The organism is Eikenella corrodens (genome assembly GCF_003990355.1).
Classification (GTDB): Bacteria; Pseudomonadota; Gammaproteobacteria; order Burkholderiales; family Neisseriaceae; genus Eikenella; species Eikenella corrodens_B.
The window spans coordinates 2,094,918-2,108,630 of the sequence record NZ_CP034670.1; the positions used below are offsets into that span (position 1 = coordinate 2,094,918).

15 protein-coding genes and 2 tRNA genes are annotated in these 13,713 nt (G+C 55.8%); 6 read left to right on the top strand and 11 right to left on the bottom strand.

Annotated elements, in window-relative coordinates:
* Positions 1 to 38 precede the first annotated feature (38 nt).
* The 6 genes from xth to tsaE all read right to left on the bottom strand — a co-directional run bounded on the left by xth (position 39) and on the right by tsaE (position 4,462).
* Positions 39 to 806, bottom strand: a complete 768-nt coding sequence (xth, locus tag ELB75_RS10525) for an exodeoxyribonuclease III (RefSeq protein ID WP_126983864.1) — start codon at positions 804 to 806, stop codon at positions 39 to 41.
* 90 nt (positions 807 to 896) lie between these two features.
* Positions 897 to 1,091, bottom strand: coding sequence for a Fe-S cluster assembly protein IscX (gene iscX / locus ELB75_RS10530; protein WP_003822048.1), 195 nt, complete (start codon positions 1,089 to 1,091; stop codon positions 897 to 899).
* 17 nt (positions 1,092 to 1,108) lie between these two features.
* A complete protein-coding gene (gene fdx, locus ELB75_RS10535; protein ID WP_126983865.1) occupies positions 1,109 to 1,447 on the bottom strand; it encodes an ISC system 2Fe-2S type ferredoxin in 339 nt (112 codons plus the stop codon).
* A 103-nt stretch (positions 1,448 to 1,550) separates the two neighbouring features.
* The gene (gene mltB, locus ELB75_RS10540) at positions 1,551 to 2,606 is read right to left on the bottom strand and encodes a lytic murein transglycosylase B (RefSeq protein WP_126983866.1); all 1,056 of its coding nucleotides are present in this window, start codon (positions 2,604 to 2,606) and stop codon (positions 1,551 to 1,553) included.
* 114 nt (positions 2,607 to 2,720) lie between these two features.
* Positions 2,721 to 4,010 carry an N-acetylmuramoyl-L-alanine amidase gene (locus tag ELB75_RS10545; protein ID WP_126983867.1) on the bottom strand — a complete coding sequence of 430 codons (1,290 nt, stop codon included), beginning with the start codon at positions 4,008 to 4,010 and terminating at the stop codon, positions 2,721 to 2,723.
* Positions 3,980 to 4,462: a tRNA (adenosine(37)-N6)-threonylcarbamoyltransferase complex ATPase subunit type 1 TsaE gene (gene tsaE, locus ELB75_RS10550; protein ID WP_126983868.1), complete on the bottom strand. Its 483-nt coding sequence runs from the start codon at positions 4,460 to 4,462 to the stop codon at positions 3,980 to 3,982. The genes ELB75_RS10545 and tsaE overlap by 31 nt, the downstream gene beginning before the upstream one ends.
* 287 nt (positions 4,463 to 4,749) lie before the next feature.
* Here tsaE and ELB75_RS10555 point away from each other — a divergent pair.
* Positions 4,750 to 5,545, top strand: a protein-coding gene (locus ELB75_RS10555; RefSeq protein ID WP_126982325.1) for an IS5 family transposase whose coding sequence is annotated in 2 segments (ribosomal slippage) — positions 4,750 to 5,115 and positions 5,117 to 5,545 — 795 coding nt in all. Because the reading frame shifts where the segments join, the coding sequence is not laid out codon by codon here.
* Positions 5,546 to 5,758: 213 nt separating this feature from the next.
* On the opposite strand, the gene lolD is transcribed toward ELB75_RS10555, so the two are convergent.
* From lolD to rpmB, 4 genes are all read right to left on the bottom strand, one after another.
* Positions 5,759 to 6,439: a lipoprotein-releasing ABC transporter ATP-binding protein LolD gene (gene lolD / locus ELB75_RS10560; RefSeq protein ID WP_064088683.1), complete on the bottom strand. Its 681-nt coding sequence runs from the start codon at positions 6,437 to 6,439 to the stop codon at positions 5,759 to 5,761.
* On the bottom strand, positions 6,432 to 7,682 hold the full coding sequence (locus ELB75_RS10565; protein WP_126983869.1) for a lipoprotein-releasing ABC transporter permease subunit: 1,251 nt from the start codon (positions 7,680 to 7,682) through the stop codon (positions 6,432 to 6,434). Before ELB75_RS10565 ends, lolD begins: the two co-directional genes overlap by 8 nt.
* 386 nt (positions 7,683 to 8,068) lie before the next feature.
* Positions 8,069 to 8,224, bottom strand: a complete 156-nt coding sequence (gene rpmG, locus ELB75_RS10570) for a 50S ribosomal protein L33 (RefSeq protein ID WP_003822324.1) — start codon at positions 8,222 to 8,224, stop codon at positions 8,069 to 8,071.
* Positions 8,225 to 8,250: 26 nt separating this feature from the next.
* Complete coding sequence (gene rpmB / locus ELB75_RS10575) at positions 8,251 to 8,484, bottom strand: 50S ribosomal protein L28 (RefSeq protein ID WP_035579964.1); 234 nt, start codon at positions 8,482 to 8,484, stop codon at positions 8,251 to 8,253.
* Positions 8,485 to 8,841: 357 nt separating this feature from the next.
* Here rpmB and ELB75_RS10580 point away from each other — a divergent pair, with 357 nt between their 5' ends.
* The 3 genes from ELB75_RS10580 (at position 8,842) to ELB75_RS10590 (ending at position 11,240) form a co-directional block, all read left to right on the top strand.
* Positions 8,842 to 9,387: an RNA 2'-phosphotransferase gene (locus ELB75_RS10580; RefSeq protein WP_126983870.1), complete on the top strand. Its 546-nt coding sequence runs from the start codon at positions 8,842 to 8,844 to the stop codon at positions 9,385 to 9,387.
* A 278-nt stretch (positions 9,388 to 9,665) separates the two neighbouring features.
* Entirely contained in the window at positions 9,666 to 10,415 is a 750-nt protein-coding gene (locus tag ELB75_RS10585) for a GNAT family N-acetyltransferase (RefSeq protein ID WP_126983871.1), read from the top strand.
* A 21-nt stretch (positions 10,416 to 10,436) separates the two neighbouring features.
* A complete protein-coding gene (locus ELB75_RS10590; protein ID WP_126983872.1) occupies positions 10,437 to 11,240 on the top strand; it encodes a lysophospholipid acyltransferase family protein in 804 nt (267 codons plus the stop codon).
* Positions 11,241 to 11,618: 378 nt separating this feature from the next.
* Here ELB75_RS10590 and dapE read toward each other — a convergent pair whose 3' ends face one another.
* On the bottom strand, positions 11,619 to 12,755 hold the full coding sequence (dapE, locus tag ELB75_RS10595; RefSeq protein ID WP_126983873.1) for a succinyl-diaminopimelate desuccinylase: 1,137 nt from the start codon (positions 12,753 to 12,755) through the stop codon (positions 11,619 to 11,621).
* A 265-nt stretch (positions 12,756 to 13,020) separates the two neighbouring features.
* Here dapE and ELB75_RS10600 point away from each other — a divergent pair.
* Positions 13,021 to 13,097: transfer RNA gene (locus ELB75_RS10600), tRNA-Arg, on the top strand.
* A gap of 10 nt (positions 13,098 to 13,107) precedes the next feature.
* A tRNA-Glu gene (locus ELB75_RS10605) sits at positions 13,108 to 13,182 on the top strand.
* The last annotated feature ends 531 nt before the right edge of the window (positions 13,183 to 13,713 follow it).

A 13,713-nucleotide genomic window follows, 5' to 3' on the forward strand; every position in this document is an offset into this window, starting at 1 on the left:
AATTTTTCAGGTAGCCTTTTCATTGCGGCAACGATGTGCTATTCAAACTCCGCCCACACCGGCGCGTGGTCGCTGGGGCGTTCCAGCGCGCGCGGGGCGGTGTCTACGCCGGCGGCGGCAAGGCGCGGCAGCAGGGCTTGGCTGGCGAGGATGTGGTCGATGCGCAGGCCGAGTTTGCGGCGGAACATATTCATGCGGTAGTCCCACCAGGTGTAGAGCGGTTCGTCGGGGTGCAGGCGGCGCAGGCTGTCGGTGAGGCCGAGGTCGAGCAGGGTTTGAAACCAGGCGCGTTCTTCAGCGGAGCAGAGGATTTTGCCCTGCCATTTTTCCGGGTCGTACACATCCAAATCGGCGGGGGCGATGTTGAAATCGCCAAGCAGCACCAATTCCGGATGCTGCGCCAATTCGCTGCGGATAAATTCGGCCAGCGCGGCAAACCATTGCTGTTTATAGGCAAATTTTTCGCTGCCCACGGCTTCGCCGTTCACGCAATATACGTCCACCACGCGCACGCCGCCGATGGTGGCGGCAATCACGCGCCGTTGCGGGTCGTTGGGCAGGGCGGGCAGGCCGGTGTGCACATTTTGCGCTTCTTCTTTGCTCAGGATGGCCACGCCGTTGTAGGTTTTCTGCCCGCTCCACACGGCGCGGTAGCCGAGCATTTCGAAGGCGGAAAGCGGAAACTGGTCTTGATCCAGCTTGAGCTCTTGCAGGCAGAGCACGTCGGGCTGGTGCTGAATCAGCCAGTCGCTCACGTGCGGCAGGCGCACTTTGAGGGAGTTTACGTTCCAAGTGGCGATTTTCATGGCGTTTGCTTTCGGAATGAATTTTTCAGGTAGCCTGCACCGATAGTGAGGCTACCTGAAAGTATGTGTTGCAACAAAATTGAAATCTGCTTATTCGGCTTCGTCTATCCAAGCCTGCTGCACGGCTTCGAGGATGCGCTCGCCGCAACGCTGCGGGTCGTCGTCAAACTCGGGCAAATCGAGGATGAGCTGACGCAGCTGGGTGAAGCGGACGGTTTTCGGGTCGATGTCGGGATGACGGTCGAAGAGTTCTTCGGCGATGCGTTGGGTGTCGGTCCATTTCATGATGAGGCTACCTGAAATCAGTGTTCGCGGGCGTGGTTGATGGTGTATTTGGGAATTTCCACCACGAGGTCTTCGCTGCCTACTTTGGCCTGGCAGCTCAGGCGCGATTCGGCTTCCAAGCCCCAGGCTTGGTCGAGCAGGTCTTCTTCGATTTCGCTCGGTTCTTCCAGGCTGTCAAAGCCTTGGCGCACGATCACGTGGCAGGTGGTGCAGGCGCAGGATTGCTCACAGGCGTGCTCGATTTCGATGCCGTTGTCGAGCAACAGGCTGCAAATGCTTTCGCCTTCGGGGGCGTTTTCGATGATTTTGCCTTCGGGACACAATTCGCTGTGCGGCAAGACGGTTACTTTAGGCATGGTGTGTGCTTTCTTAGCTGAATTTTTGAGTGGCGTATTGTAACGGAAAAGGCTACCTGAAAACAGTTGATTGCTTTTCAGGTAGCCTCTATTGCAACGGGGCTTACAGCTTGCCGCCGCCCACGCCGTTGGCGATTTCGCGCACCGCGCTCACATACAGGCGGCTGTGGTTGTATTGCCAAACGGCGAAGAAATTGTTGAGGCCGATATAGTAGTCATACTGGCCGGGCGCGGTTTCCAGGCGGAACAGCACGGCTTTTTCGTGGTCGGCCACTTCCTCCAGCGGCGTTACCCCCATCTGCCGCAGCTCGCCCACGGTTTTATTCAGCGCGGTTTTTTCATCAATCAGCGCCAGCAATTCCGGCGTGGGCACCATCGACACCGGCACCATCACCTTGCCACCGCGCCGCCAGCCGTGCGCCTTCAGATAGTTGGCCACCGACGCCGCCACATCCGGCACGCTGCCCCAGATGTTGCGTTGGCCGTCGCCATCGTAATCCACCGCCCATTTGCGGTAGCTCGACGGCATAAACTGCGGCATCCCCATCGCCCCGGCATAGCTGCCGGTGAAGCTGAACGGATCGCGTCCTTCTTCTTTGGCCATCAGCAGGAATTCATGCAGCTCCTGCTGGAAAAACTCGCCACGGCGCGGGTAGCCGAACGCCAGCGTGGGCAGCGAATCGGCCAGGCGGAAGCTGCCCATATTGCTGCCGTAGTTCGTTTCGATGCCCACAATCGCCACCAACACTTCCGCCGGCACGCCGTACTCGCTCGCCACTTGGTCGAGCACTTGGCGGTATTGCTGGTAGAAGCGGCGGCCGCCGTTGATTTTGCCCGCACCGGCATTGCCGCTGCGGAACTCATACCACGGGCGCGACGTGCCGGGGCGGTTCATGATGTTGATAATATTGTCCTTATACACCGATTGCGCGAAAAACTGCTGCAACTGGCCTTCGCCCATCACGCCCAACCCGGCCTGCTGCCGGATAAAACGCTGCACTTCGGCATTTTGGCTGAACCCGGTTTCCGACACCGGCAAGGCCGATGCTTCCGGCACCGCCTTCTGCGCCTCCGACACAGGCGCAATCGGCTGCTCGCTGCTGCATGCGGCCAACACAAACAAAACGGCTAAAGCGGGGGCAAATTTCAATTTCATCATGGTTTCCAAGCAAACAAACAATGCATAAAGTGTAGCACAGGCAGCCAACCCGACGCGAATGCAAAGGCTACCTGAAAACTTTCAGGTAGCCTTTAATGCTTGCCGGTCAAGCAGCTAACGTCTTGCCACCACGGCCGTGGCCAAATATTGCTGCGCCCCAGCGGTAATGGCGCGGGCGGCTTTTTGGCGGAACTGGCTGCTGGACAGCATCCGCTCTTCATCCGGATTGGAGATGAAGGCGGTTTCCACCAAAATCGACGGAATATCCGGCGCTTTGAGCACGGCAAAGCCGGCCTGATCCACATGGCCTTTGTGCAGGCGGTTGATTTTGCCCATTTCGTCGAGCACCGATTTGCCCAGGCGCAGGCTGTCGTTGATGGTGGCGGTTTGCACTAGGTCAAACAGCGTGTGGTCCACCTGCCGGTTGCCGCTCACGCGGATACCGCCGATTTGGTCGGAGGCATTTTGCGATTGTGCCAGCCAACGGGCGGCGGCGCTGGTGGCTCTGCCGCGGCTTAAGGCATACACGCCGGTGCCGCGCGGCTGCGGCGTGGTGAAGGCATCGGCATGAATCGAAATGAAAATATCGGCTTTGCGGCTGCGCGCCTTGGCCACACGCACACCCAGCGGGATGAACACGTCTTCGTTGCGCGTCATGTACACCTGATAGCCGAGCCGCTCCATTTCGCGTTTGGTTTCGCGCGCAATCGAGAGTACCACGTCTTTTTCGCGCAGGCCGCTGGGGCCGATTGCACCGGAATCTTCGCCGCCGTGGCCGGGGTCGAGCATCACCACCAGCTTGCGGTTGCCGCGCCGGTTGCCGCGCCGGTTGCCGCCGGCATGGTTTTGCACCGGCGGCACGCTGGTGGTTTGCGCCTGCTCGGTGGCGGTGCCGTCTTGGCGGATGCGGCCATTGGTGTAGTCTTGCAGGAGCGCCATCAGCGGGTCGTTGGCTTCCTGCGCCAGCGCCACGGCCTGAGTAGGATAGAGGTCGATTACCAGGCGGTGTTTGAAATTGGCCACCGGCGCGAGCGAGAACACTTGCGGGTTCACGGCGGTTTTCAAATCCATCACCACGCGGATGGTGTCGGGGTTGAACTGCCCCACGCGGATGCCGGCCACATACGGATCGCTGCGGCTGAGCTTCTGCGGCAGGCTCTGCACCACGCTGTCGAGGCTCGCGCCCTGAATGTCCACCACCAGGCGGCGCGGGTTGTCCAGCAGGAAATATTTATGATGAAGGGAGCGGGTGGATTCGAGCGTGGCGCGGGTGTAGGAAGAGGCCGGCCAAATGCGCACGGCCACAAACTGCGGCGTACCGTGCGCTTCGCCCGTGGGCACAATGCTCAGAAGCAGCAGGCCGGCGCCACTGCTTAGGAAAATTCGGCGGGTAAGTTTTGCCATAATTCGATGAGTTGCTTGCCGTTTTCAGAATCGGCGGAAAGAGTACAGACACGGCCGCTGCCGCTGTTTTGCAGCGCGATGTGCAAATCGGCTGCGGGCACAAAGCCTGCAGCGCGTTGCGGCCATTCAATGAAATGGAGGGCGGGCTCGGCAAACAATTCGCCCAGCCCGGCATCTTCCCACTCTTCCGGCGCGGCGAAACGGTATAAATCAAAATGGTTTACCGCCAGGCCGTTTGGCCGGTAGCTTTCCACAATGGCATAAGTGGGGCTTTTCACTGCACCCGTATGCCCCAGCCGACGCAAAATAGCGCGCACCAGCGTGGTTTTGCCCGCACCCAAATCGCCTTCCAGCCACACCACCAGCGGTGCGGCCAAATCGGGCGCGATGCGCTGGCCGAAGGCTTCGGTGGCGGCTTCGCCGTTGAAAAAGAGAGAGAGGGAATTTTGCATAAGGCGGATTATAACCCGAAATACTGTTGGGAAAGTTTAAGCCGCGCGGCTTTCAGCCGGCCTACTATGAGTGAATTAACAAAAACCAGTACGGCGTTGTCTCGCCTTGCCGTAACGTGTGTACTGTCTGCGGCTCGCCGCCTTGTCCTGATTTTTGTTAATCCACTATATGCGCTAAAAAGAGTGCGACGGTATTGCCCCTCCATTGCAGAAAACCAAAAGGCTACCTGAAAGCAAAGCTTCAATAGACCTCTTGCGAAAGTATCCTGAAGATTTACAATTCCCAAATGAAATACGAAAACCTCATCCAAAGAAGCGATAGCGAATTCAAACGGCTCACAGGTGTAACGCCCGTCCTTTTTCACGAAATGCTGCAAGTCACCACAGAAGCAGAAAGCCGGAAGGTCAAGTCAGGCAGGCCGCATACGCTCGGTTTGGCAGACCAACTGCTGCTTACCCTAAGCTATCTGCGTCATTACCATACCCAACTCGAATTGGCCGCCATCTACGGCCTTTCCGAAAGCAATGTCTGCCGCACCATCCGTAAAACCGAGGACGCCCTCATCCGTTGCAAACGCTTCTCCCTGCCAAAGCACAAGAATCCGGGCGACCAAACGGTCATCATTGACGTTACCGAAAGCCCGATTGAACGTCCCAAAAAAACAGCGGCAGTATTACAGCGGCAAGAAAAGGCGGCACACGGTTAAAATCCGGGTCATATACGGCAGGGAAACGGAAAAAATCATCAGCATCCGGACGGGGATGGGTGCCCGGCATGACATGCGTTTAGCCAAGAGGCACCTTGCAGAGCTTTATCCCTACAAAATAGTCATTGCGGATAAGGGTTATCAAGGATTGGCCAAAACCGGATTACAGACCCCGAAAAAGAAATCCAAACGTCATCCGCCGGACAAACAGGATAAAGAGGCGAACAGGCGGTTAGGCAAACTCAGAACCGTCATCGAGCACATCAACAGGAAACTGAAGATATTCAAAATATTGTCGCTGCCTTACCGCAACAGGCGGAAACGGTTCGGGTTAAGGGCAAATCTGATTGCAGGACTGGTTAATGCGATGGGATGAATATTTTCGCAAGAGGTCTAATGCAGTTATAGTGAATTAAATTTAAACCAGTACAGCGTTGGCTCACCTTGCCGTAACGTGTGTACTGTCTGCGGCTCGCCGCCTTGTCCTGATTTTTGTTAATTCACTATAAAACCTGCCCAGCCGTTTTCAGGTAGCCTTTCTATTCTGCAACCGTTTCGCCCGGCAGCACAGCCGGATTCACGGGTGAAATTAAGCGCGCAGGCTGCCGTCGTCCATGGTGAGCACGCGGTCGAAGCGCTTGGCCAGTTGTTCGTCGTGGGTAACCACGATGAGGGCGGTGCCGAGCTCGTGTTTGAGCTCCAGCATCATTTCCAGCGCGTGGGTGGCGTTTTTGCGGTCGAGGTTGCCGGTGGGCTCGTCGGCCAGCAGGCAGTCAGGCTTGGTTACCAAGGCGCGGGCGATGGCGGCACGTTGGCGTTCGCCGCCGGAGAGTTCGCCGGGGCGGTGGGTTTTGCGGCTGCCCAAGCCGACTTTTTCTAAAATTTCGGCAGCGGCCGCCTGCGCTTCGGCGCGGCTTTTGCGTGCCACCAACAGCGGCATCATCACGTTTTCTAGTGCGGAAAACTCAGGCAGCAGATGGTGGAATTGGTAAACAAAGCCCAAATGGCGGTTGCGCAGCCGGCCGATGGCCACCTGGGAGAGGCTGTTTAAGCCCTGGCCTTGGATTTTCACTTCGCCGCTGGTGGGTTTATCCAGCCCGCCGAGGATGTGCAGCAGGGTGGATTTGCCGCTGCCGGAGGCGCCGATGATGCCGATGCCTTCGCCTGAGGCTACCTGAAAATCGATATTGCGCAGCACCTCCACTTTGAGGCTGCCGTCGTCGTAGGTTTTGCCAACGTTTTGGCATTGGATAACGGCTTCTTTATTCATAGCGCAAGGCCTCTGCGGGTTGGGTTTTGGATGCGCGCCAGCTGGGCAGCAGGGTGGCCACGAAGGAAAGACCGAGGGAAATGGCAACAATCGCCAGCACGTCGGACAGTTTCACTTGCGAAGGCATATAGTCGATGAAATAGATGGCGGAAGTAACCAGCTTGCGGCCGGCCATCTGCTCGATGGCGGAAACGATAGTGCCCACGTTTAGTGCCACGGTTACGCCCAGCACCACGCCAATGGCGGTGCCGACCACGCCCAGCAGTGTACCCTGTACCAGGAAAATCTTCATAATACCGCGCGGGGGCAGGCCGAGGGTGCGCAAAATGGCGATGGCTGCCTGCTTTTCGGTTACGGTCATAATGAGGGTGGAAATCAGGTTGATGGAGGCGACAAGGCTGATGAAGAACATGATGACGAACATCATCTTCTTCTCCACTTCCACGGCTTGGAAGTAGTCGCGGTTTTGGTAGGTCCAATCGAAGGCGGCGATGTGGTTGCGCTGCTCGGCGGGCACAATAGTGGCGGTCACGTCGGGTGCGGTTTCCGGTTGCGAGAGGCGCAGCTGAATGCCGACATCGCCATCCCCGGCGCGATACAGGGTTTTGGCGTCTTCAATATGGATGATGGACAAGCTGTTATCTACGGCAAAAATGCCGGTGGAAACGGTAGCGGCCACGGTGAATTGCTTCATGCGCGGCACCATGCCCACCGGCGTAACGTTGCCTTCGGGCGAAATCAGGGTTACTTTTTCGCCCGGCTGCACGCCTAAGCGGTCGGCAATATCTTTACCCAAAATCATTTCAAACTGGCCGGGTTTGAGCTGCTGATACAGCTCGTTGGGCAGTTTTTCGCCGTATGCAGATACTTTCGGCTCTTCGGCCGGGTCGATCCCCTTTACCTGCACGCCCTGAACCTCGCCGGAATTAGCCAACAGCGCCTGCCCGCTCACATAGGGCGCCACGCCCAGCACGCGCGGGTTGGTTTGGGCGATTTTGGCCAGACCCTGCCAGGTATCGCCCGGATCGGCCTGTAGATAGCTCATCTGCATATGCGGGGTAACCTTCAGCAGCTGGCCGCGGATTTCTTTTTGAAAACCGTTCATGACGGAAAGCACCACAATCAGCGCGGTTACGCCGGTGGCAATGCCGAAAATCGAGATAATGCTGATAACAGACATCAGCCCGTTGCGTTTTTTGGCGCGCATATAGCGCAGGCCGATCCAGGTTTCTAAGGGAAGCATAGTGAAATGGGCTCCGCAGGCTGCCGAAGCAGGCTGCAATCATGGGATTGGCAGGGTTTCAGGTAGCCTTTGTATGGCTAAAAATTCACTTCATGCGACGCATGGGTTCGCTTTGTTTGCAAAATATGCTTCAGTTGTGCATTTGATACAGTAGTGTGACATATAAATATGCAAGCTTGATGCCAGCTTGGCTAAGCATTAGATTGCAAAAAACGGCGCACAGTATACAGGCTATTTTCCAGGCGGGCATTCGGATTACACGCATTTGCCCTATTTAACGGCAGATACGCCCTGAGTGCGGCTACACCCCGAGTACGGCAGATATAGAAAACTGCATTCTCTGCCAAGCAGAAAATGCAGTTTGGGTAGAAAGTATGGCTGAAGGATTATTTCAGCTTGGTTTCTTTGTAAACCACGTGCTTGCGGGCAACCGGATCGAATTTTTTGATTTCGAATTTGCCGGGGGTGGTCCGCTTGTTTTTGGTGGTGGTGTAGAAATGGCCTGTGCCGGCGCTGGATTCCAGCTTGATTTTATCGCGCATGACTCTAATTCCTTAAATTAATGTGATTAGGCTTCGCCGCGTGCGCGCAGATCAGCCAGAACGGCATCAATGCCAACTTTGTCGATCAAACGCAAAGCCGCGTTGGAAACGCGCAAGCGCACCCAGCGGTTTTCGCTCTCAACCCAAAAACGGCGCGATTGCAGGTTCGGCAAAAAACGGCGCTTGGTTTTGTTGTTGGCGTGCGATACGTTGTTACCGGACATCGGCCGCTTCCCGGTTACTTTGCAAACTCGTGCCATGGTTATTCTCCAAACTTCAAAAAATATTAGATAGAAACGAAGCTTGCTTTATACCATAAAAAGCATTTCCGGTTCAAGTTCTATCGCGATGAACTTATCGAATGTGCTGCTGGATACAACATCTTGCAGGCGGCGAGCCTAAAACGAGACATCGGTTGAAGAATGTATTTAAATTATTGCCTTACCTATTAGATTAACCTGATAACCTTGTTTTCAGGTAGCCCTGATTGGCCGGAGCGAAGCCTCACTAAGCTGGTACGGTTTGATAAATGCGGTAGGGCTCGTTTAATATTTCCCGTTTTCAGTCTCAGTGCGATACTTAAAGCTCAGCCAAACACCAGATTTAAAGGCAACACAATGGACAAATCAACCGCCGGCGTAAGCAAATTTCTCAGTTATATCCTGCGCCACCATCCCGAAGCCATCGGTTTGACGCTGGATGGCGAAGGCTGGGCAGATGTGGATGAATTATTAACCCAAGCGGCGGCACACGGGCGCAACATCAGCCTGCCACTATTGCATGAAGTGGTGGCCACCAACAATAAAAAACGGTTTACGCTGTCTGCCGATGGCCGCAAAATCCGTGCTGAGCAAGGGCATTCCACGGCACAAGTGGATATTGCCTACACCGAAACCGAGCCGCCGGAAATCCTGTATCACGGCACGGCGCAGCGTTTTGCCGAAGCTATTGAAGAGCAAGGCTTGCTGCCGGGTAGTCGGCATTATGTGCACTTGTCAGGTGATGTGGAGACGGCTGTGTCGGTGGGTAGCCGCCACGGCAAGCCGTTAGTGTTGGAAGTGCAGGCCGGGCTGATGTGGCGGCAGGGTTTTGTGTTTTACTTAACAGCCAACAAAGTGTGGCTGATTAAGGAAGTACCGCCACGGTTTTTACGGAGAACGTAAGAGGCTACCTGAAAGTTTTCGATTACTCAGGCAGGCTTTCAGGCAGCCTGTTAGCTATGGATTGATAGGGCTGCCAGAAGGCACAAACTTTAACTTTAGAGCAACCATTTGGCCGGCAATATTCTTGAATAATCTACAGTGTGCCATTCCACTGTTGAGTAAAGCCTTTGTTAAATCCGCCATTTCCGCCGCACGGGCAAACAATCTACTTGCCACTTGCGCCTTGTGGCTTTACAGTTCGGCCTGTGCAAAATGCACGTTTCTCAGGAGAAACACCCATGCAACAGACAAAAGACCAAGAATGGCTGCTGGTGGACGGCGGCAATCTTGAGGTGAGTGTAACCCGCGAAGCTGATGCCGTGGAAGAAGCACAACGCCTGCGGTTCGACATCTTCGGCCGCGAGATGGGCGCCGGCATACACGGCGAAAACGGCCGCGACATCGACCGTTATGATGAATTCTGCCGCCACCTGATTGTGCGCGACAAAACCAGCGGCCGCATCATCGGCACCTACCGCCTGATTACCGAAGAGGCGGCCAAAGCTGCCGGAGGCTGGTATTCCGATTCCGAATTCGACCTCTCCCGCATCCGCCACATTCTGCCCAAAACCGTGGAGCTGGGGCGCGCCTGCGTACATAAGGACTACCGCACCGGCGGCACGATTTCGCTGCTGTGGATGGGTTTGATCAGCTTCATGCAGGCGCACGGCCTGGAATACATGATCGGCTGCGGCAGTGTGCATGTGGACGACGGCGGGCACTACGCCGCCAGCCTGTTTAACCAGCTCAAGCAAACCCATTATTCGCCCGAGGAATACCGCGTATTCCCGAAAGTGCCGCTGCCGCTGAACGAACTGCGGCAGGATTTGGAGGTGGAAGCGCCGCCCCTGATGAAGGGCTATCTGCGCGCCGGCGTATGGATTTGCGGCGAGCCGCATTGGGACAAGGATTTCGGCAGTGCCGATATGCTGGTGATGATGCCGATGGCCAATATCCATCCGCGTTATGCCAAACATTTTGTTAAATAAGTCAGGAGATAAGGTTAGCTGATGCGTAAGCTCAGACTGATTGTCAGGCTATTTGGAGTGGCCGCCGTTTTGTTGTGGGGCTGCTTTCAGGTAGCCTTGTTTTTCGGCCGTGAAGACAAGGCCAAACGCCAATGGCGGATTCAGCGCTGGTCGCGCCGGTGCATGAAAGTGTTCGGCACCAAACTGACCGTGCACGGTGCGGAGCGTTTTTTCGCCGAGGGCGGCCAGTTTATGGTGGGCAACCACATCTCCTGGCTGGATATTTTCCTCATCAACTCCGTACAGGCCGTGCGCTTTGTGGCCAAGCAGGAAGTGCGCGACTGGCCGGTAATCGGCTGGCTGGTGGCGCGGGTGGACACGGTATTCATCAAACGCGGCAACCGCCAATCGTCACAGCAGGTGATGGATGTGCTGTTGCAGATTTTGGCGGAAAAGGACTACGCCGTGGTGTTCCCCGAAGGCACGAGCACCGACGGGCACGGCATCAAACCGTTTAAGAGCGGGCTGTTCGATACCGCCATCATTGCCAAACAGCCGGTGTGGCCGGTATTGGTGTACTACCCGAACGAAGACGGCAGCCCGAACACCAATATGGCCTATTGCGGCGACACCAGCCTGTGGGAGTCGTTTTGCCGCATCCTGCCGCAAAAGCGCAGCGAAGGCGTGCTGTATTTTCTGGAACCGATTCCGCCGGAAGGCAAAACGCGGCAAGAATTGTGTACCGCCGCCCAAGCGCAAATTGCGGCCAAACTGGCCGAACTGCGCGGCCTGCCACCCGAGAGTGTGGTAGAAGAAAAAGGTGCCGTGTTTGTTGAGCGGACTTAATCCGCTGTGATGATTATTGAGCCGTCCCGTTTGTCGGGGCGGCTTTTGTCTGGCCTAGTAACTTTAGGATTTTCAGGTAGCCTCCAATCAAAAATCGGCAGCCATCGCTGAAATATAGCGGATTAACAAAAATCAGGACAAGGCGGCGAGCCGCAGACAGTACACACGTTACGGCAAGGCGAGACAACGCTGTACCGGTTTAAATTTAATTTACTATAATTCACTATAATGATCTCTTCACACCAATACAGCGAAGAGCAGACAGTAAGTAGCACGGCAAAGCAAGCCAACGCTGTAGGAAGCTAAATTTCAGGTAGCCTGTGGGCAGAGCAGGCTACCTGAAATTTTGTGGCATTCAATTTGAGATATCCAACGGGCCTAACCAAGCAGCAGGCGGCGCAGGATATTTTCGTAGACGGCGGAGAGGCGGGGGATGGCGGCAAGTTCGACGTGCTCGTCGATCTGGTGGATGCTTTCATTCACCGGGCCAAGCTCGATGAGTTCGCGGGCAATGGCTTTGATAAAGCGGCCGTCCGATGTGCCGCCGCCGGTGGAGAGCACGGCTTGAATGCCGCACTCTTCGGCAATGGCGGCTTGGGCGGCTTGGGTGAGGCGGCCGGTTTCGGTTAGGAAGGGTTGGCCGGAGAGCTGCCATTGGAGGCTGTATTGCAGACGGTGTTTCTCCAAGATGGCTTCCACGCGGCGTTGCAGGCTCTCGGCATCGGATTCGGTGGAGAAACGGAAGTTGAACCGGACGGATAGCTCGCCGGGGATGACGTTGGTGGCGCCGGTGCCGGCGTGGATGTTGGAGACTTGGAAGCCGGTGGGCGGGAAGTAGGCGTTGCCGTTGTCCCAATGCTCGGTGGTGAGTTCGGCCAGGGCGGGGGCGGCAAGGTGGACGGGGTTGGCGGCTAGGTGGGGATAGGCGATGTGGCCTTGTTTGCCACGGATGGTGAGGCTACCTGAAAGCGAGCCGCGACGGCCGTTTTTGATGGTGTCGCCCAATTCGCGTTCGGCAGTCGGCTCGCCGACGATGCAGTAGTCGATATGCTCGCCGCGTGTACGCAGGGTTTCCACCACGCGCACGGTGCCGTCTTTGCCGTCGCCCTCTTCGTCTGAAGTAATCAGCAGGGCGAGGCTGCCTGAAAATTGCGGATATTGCGCAAGGAAGCGTTCGCAGGCGGTGATGAAACAGGCAATGCTGGTTTTCATATCGGCTGCGCCGCGCCCGTAGAGCTGGCCGTTGCGTTCGGCGGGCTGAAACGGCGGAGAAGCCCAGGCTTCGGCCGGGCCGGGCGGGACAACGTCGGTATGCCCGGCAAAGCACACCAGAGGCGTGCCGTTGCCGCGCCGCGCCCACAGGTTTTGCGTTTGGCCGAAGGGCATGGGCTCGACAGTAAAGCCGATGGCGCGCAGGCGCTCGGCGATTATCTCTTGGCAGCCGTGGTCGTCCGGGGTAACGGAGGCTTGGGCGATAAGTTGTTTGGCTAGTTGGAGGGAGGCGGTTTCGGACATATGGGCAAAGTTTGGAATAGATAATAATGAGACGGTTTATAGCGGGTTTACTGGAATTTGCCAAGTTTCAGGTAGCCTGCAAACTGGGAAAGGCTACCTGAAGATTAAGCCACAATTTAGGGCTGTTGATAAAACAGCTCCCGGTACATTTATTTTTACCGATAAATGAAACAGCTAGCCAACATTATACACAGATGAGAGAATATTTCCGGCGAAATAGCTTGACTTAAAAAATAAGCCTGACTATAATTCAAAACTTCATAGCGCACCCGTAGCTCAGTTGGATAGAGTATCTGGCTACGAACCAGAGGGTCGGGCGTTCGAATCGCTCCGGGTGCGCCACAATTTATCCGCGCCCATCGTCTAGCGGTTAGGACATCGCCCTTTCACGGCGGTAACGGGGGTTCGATTCCCCCTGGGCGTGCCAACTTTCCGTACTATGAACCCCTATAGAATCGTTGATAATTCGTTCCGGGTTGTAGTGTATAACCACTTCAGTGGGATTTATATCAATTTTCCTGATAAAGCTCTGCAATAAAATGCGGAGCTTTTTTTCATTTGCAGTATTCAGGAGGATAGTTTTCAGTGTGCGTAATGCGCTGTCGACATCAATCTCCGGGATTGCATCAACATCGGGCGCGCCAGCCAGCTTATCGAGTTCGATGAGCAGGGTTTGTTCCCGTTCATCATAACCGGCCACGCGCTCAAGCAGGGAGCGGCTGTCTGAACCGGATAGCCCTGATTCCACCAGTTCAAACAGGGTATTGCGCCGGCGGCGTAGTTCGGTGAGTTCTTGCTGTAGTAGTTTGCGCTGCTCGGCATTATTGGTACGTTTTTCGACGTATTTCCGATAAGCCTCACCAATAAAATCGCTGACCACTTCTTGGGTAAGCAGTTTATCGACCACAATATTTAGCAGGTAGTCATCCAGCTTTTCGGCCGATATGCGGCGCGATAT

Excerpts from the sequence above, each read along its gene's own strand:
- ELB75_RS10545 (WP_126983867.1), bottom strand. The coding sequence starts at position 4,010 with ATGGCAAAACTTACCCGCCGAATTTTCCTAAGCAGTGGCGCCGGCCTG.
- mltB (WP_126983866.1), bottom strand. The coding sequence starts at position 2,606 with ATGATGAAATTGAAATTTGCCCCCGCTTTAGCCGTTTTGTTTGTGTTG.
- ELB75_RS10580 (WP_126983870.1), top strand. The coding sequence starts at position 8,842 with ATGGACAAATCAACCGCCGGCGTAAGCAAATTTCTCAGTTATATCCTG.
- iscX (WP_003822048.1), bottom strand. The coding sequence starts at position 1,091 with ATGAAATGGACCGACACCCAACGCATCGCCGAAGAACTCTTCGACCGT.
- tsaE (WP_126983868.1), bottom strand. The coding sequence starts at position 4,462 with ATGCAAAATTCCCTCTCTCTCTTTTTCAACGGCGAAGCCGCCACCGAA.
- lolD (WP_064088683.1), bottom strand. The coding sequence starts at position 6,439 with ATGAATAAAGAAGCCGTTATCCAATGCCAAAACGTTGGCAAAACCTAC.
- fdx (WP_126983865.1), bottom strand. The coding sequence starts at position 1,447 with ATGCCTAAAGTAACCGTCTTGCCGCACAGCGAATTGTGTCCCGAAGGC.
- ELB75_RS10565 (WP_126983869.1), bottom strand. The coding sequence starts at position 7,682 with ATGCTTCCCTTAGAAACCTGGATCGGCCTGCGCTATATGCGCGCCAAA.
- ELB75_RS10590 (WP_126983872.1), top strand. The coding sequence starts at position 10,437 with ATGCGTAAGCTCAGACTGATTGTCAGGCTATTTGGAGTGGCCGCCGTT.
- ELB75_RS10585 (WP_126983871.1), top strand. The coding sequence starts at position 9,666 with ATGCAACAGACAAAAGACCAAGAATGGCTGCTGGTGGACGGCGGCAAT.
- rpmG (WP_003822324.1), bottom strand. The coding sequence starts at position 8,224 with ATGCGCGATAAAATCAAGCTGGAATCCAGCGCCGGCACAGGCCATTTC.
- xth (WP_126983864.1), bottom strand. The coding sequence starts at position 806 with ATGAAAATCGCCACTTGGAACGTAAACTCCCTCAAAGTGCGCCTGCCG.
- dapE (WP_126983873.1), bottom strand. The coding sequence starts at position 12,755 with ATGTCCGAAACCGCCTCCCTCCAACTAGCCAAACAACTTATCGCCCAA.
- rpmB (WP_035579964.1), bottom strand. The coding sequence starts at position 8,484 with ATGGCACGAGTTTGCAAAGTAACCGGGAAGCGGCCGATGTCCGGTAAC.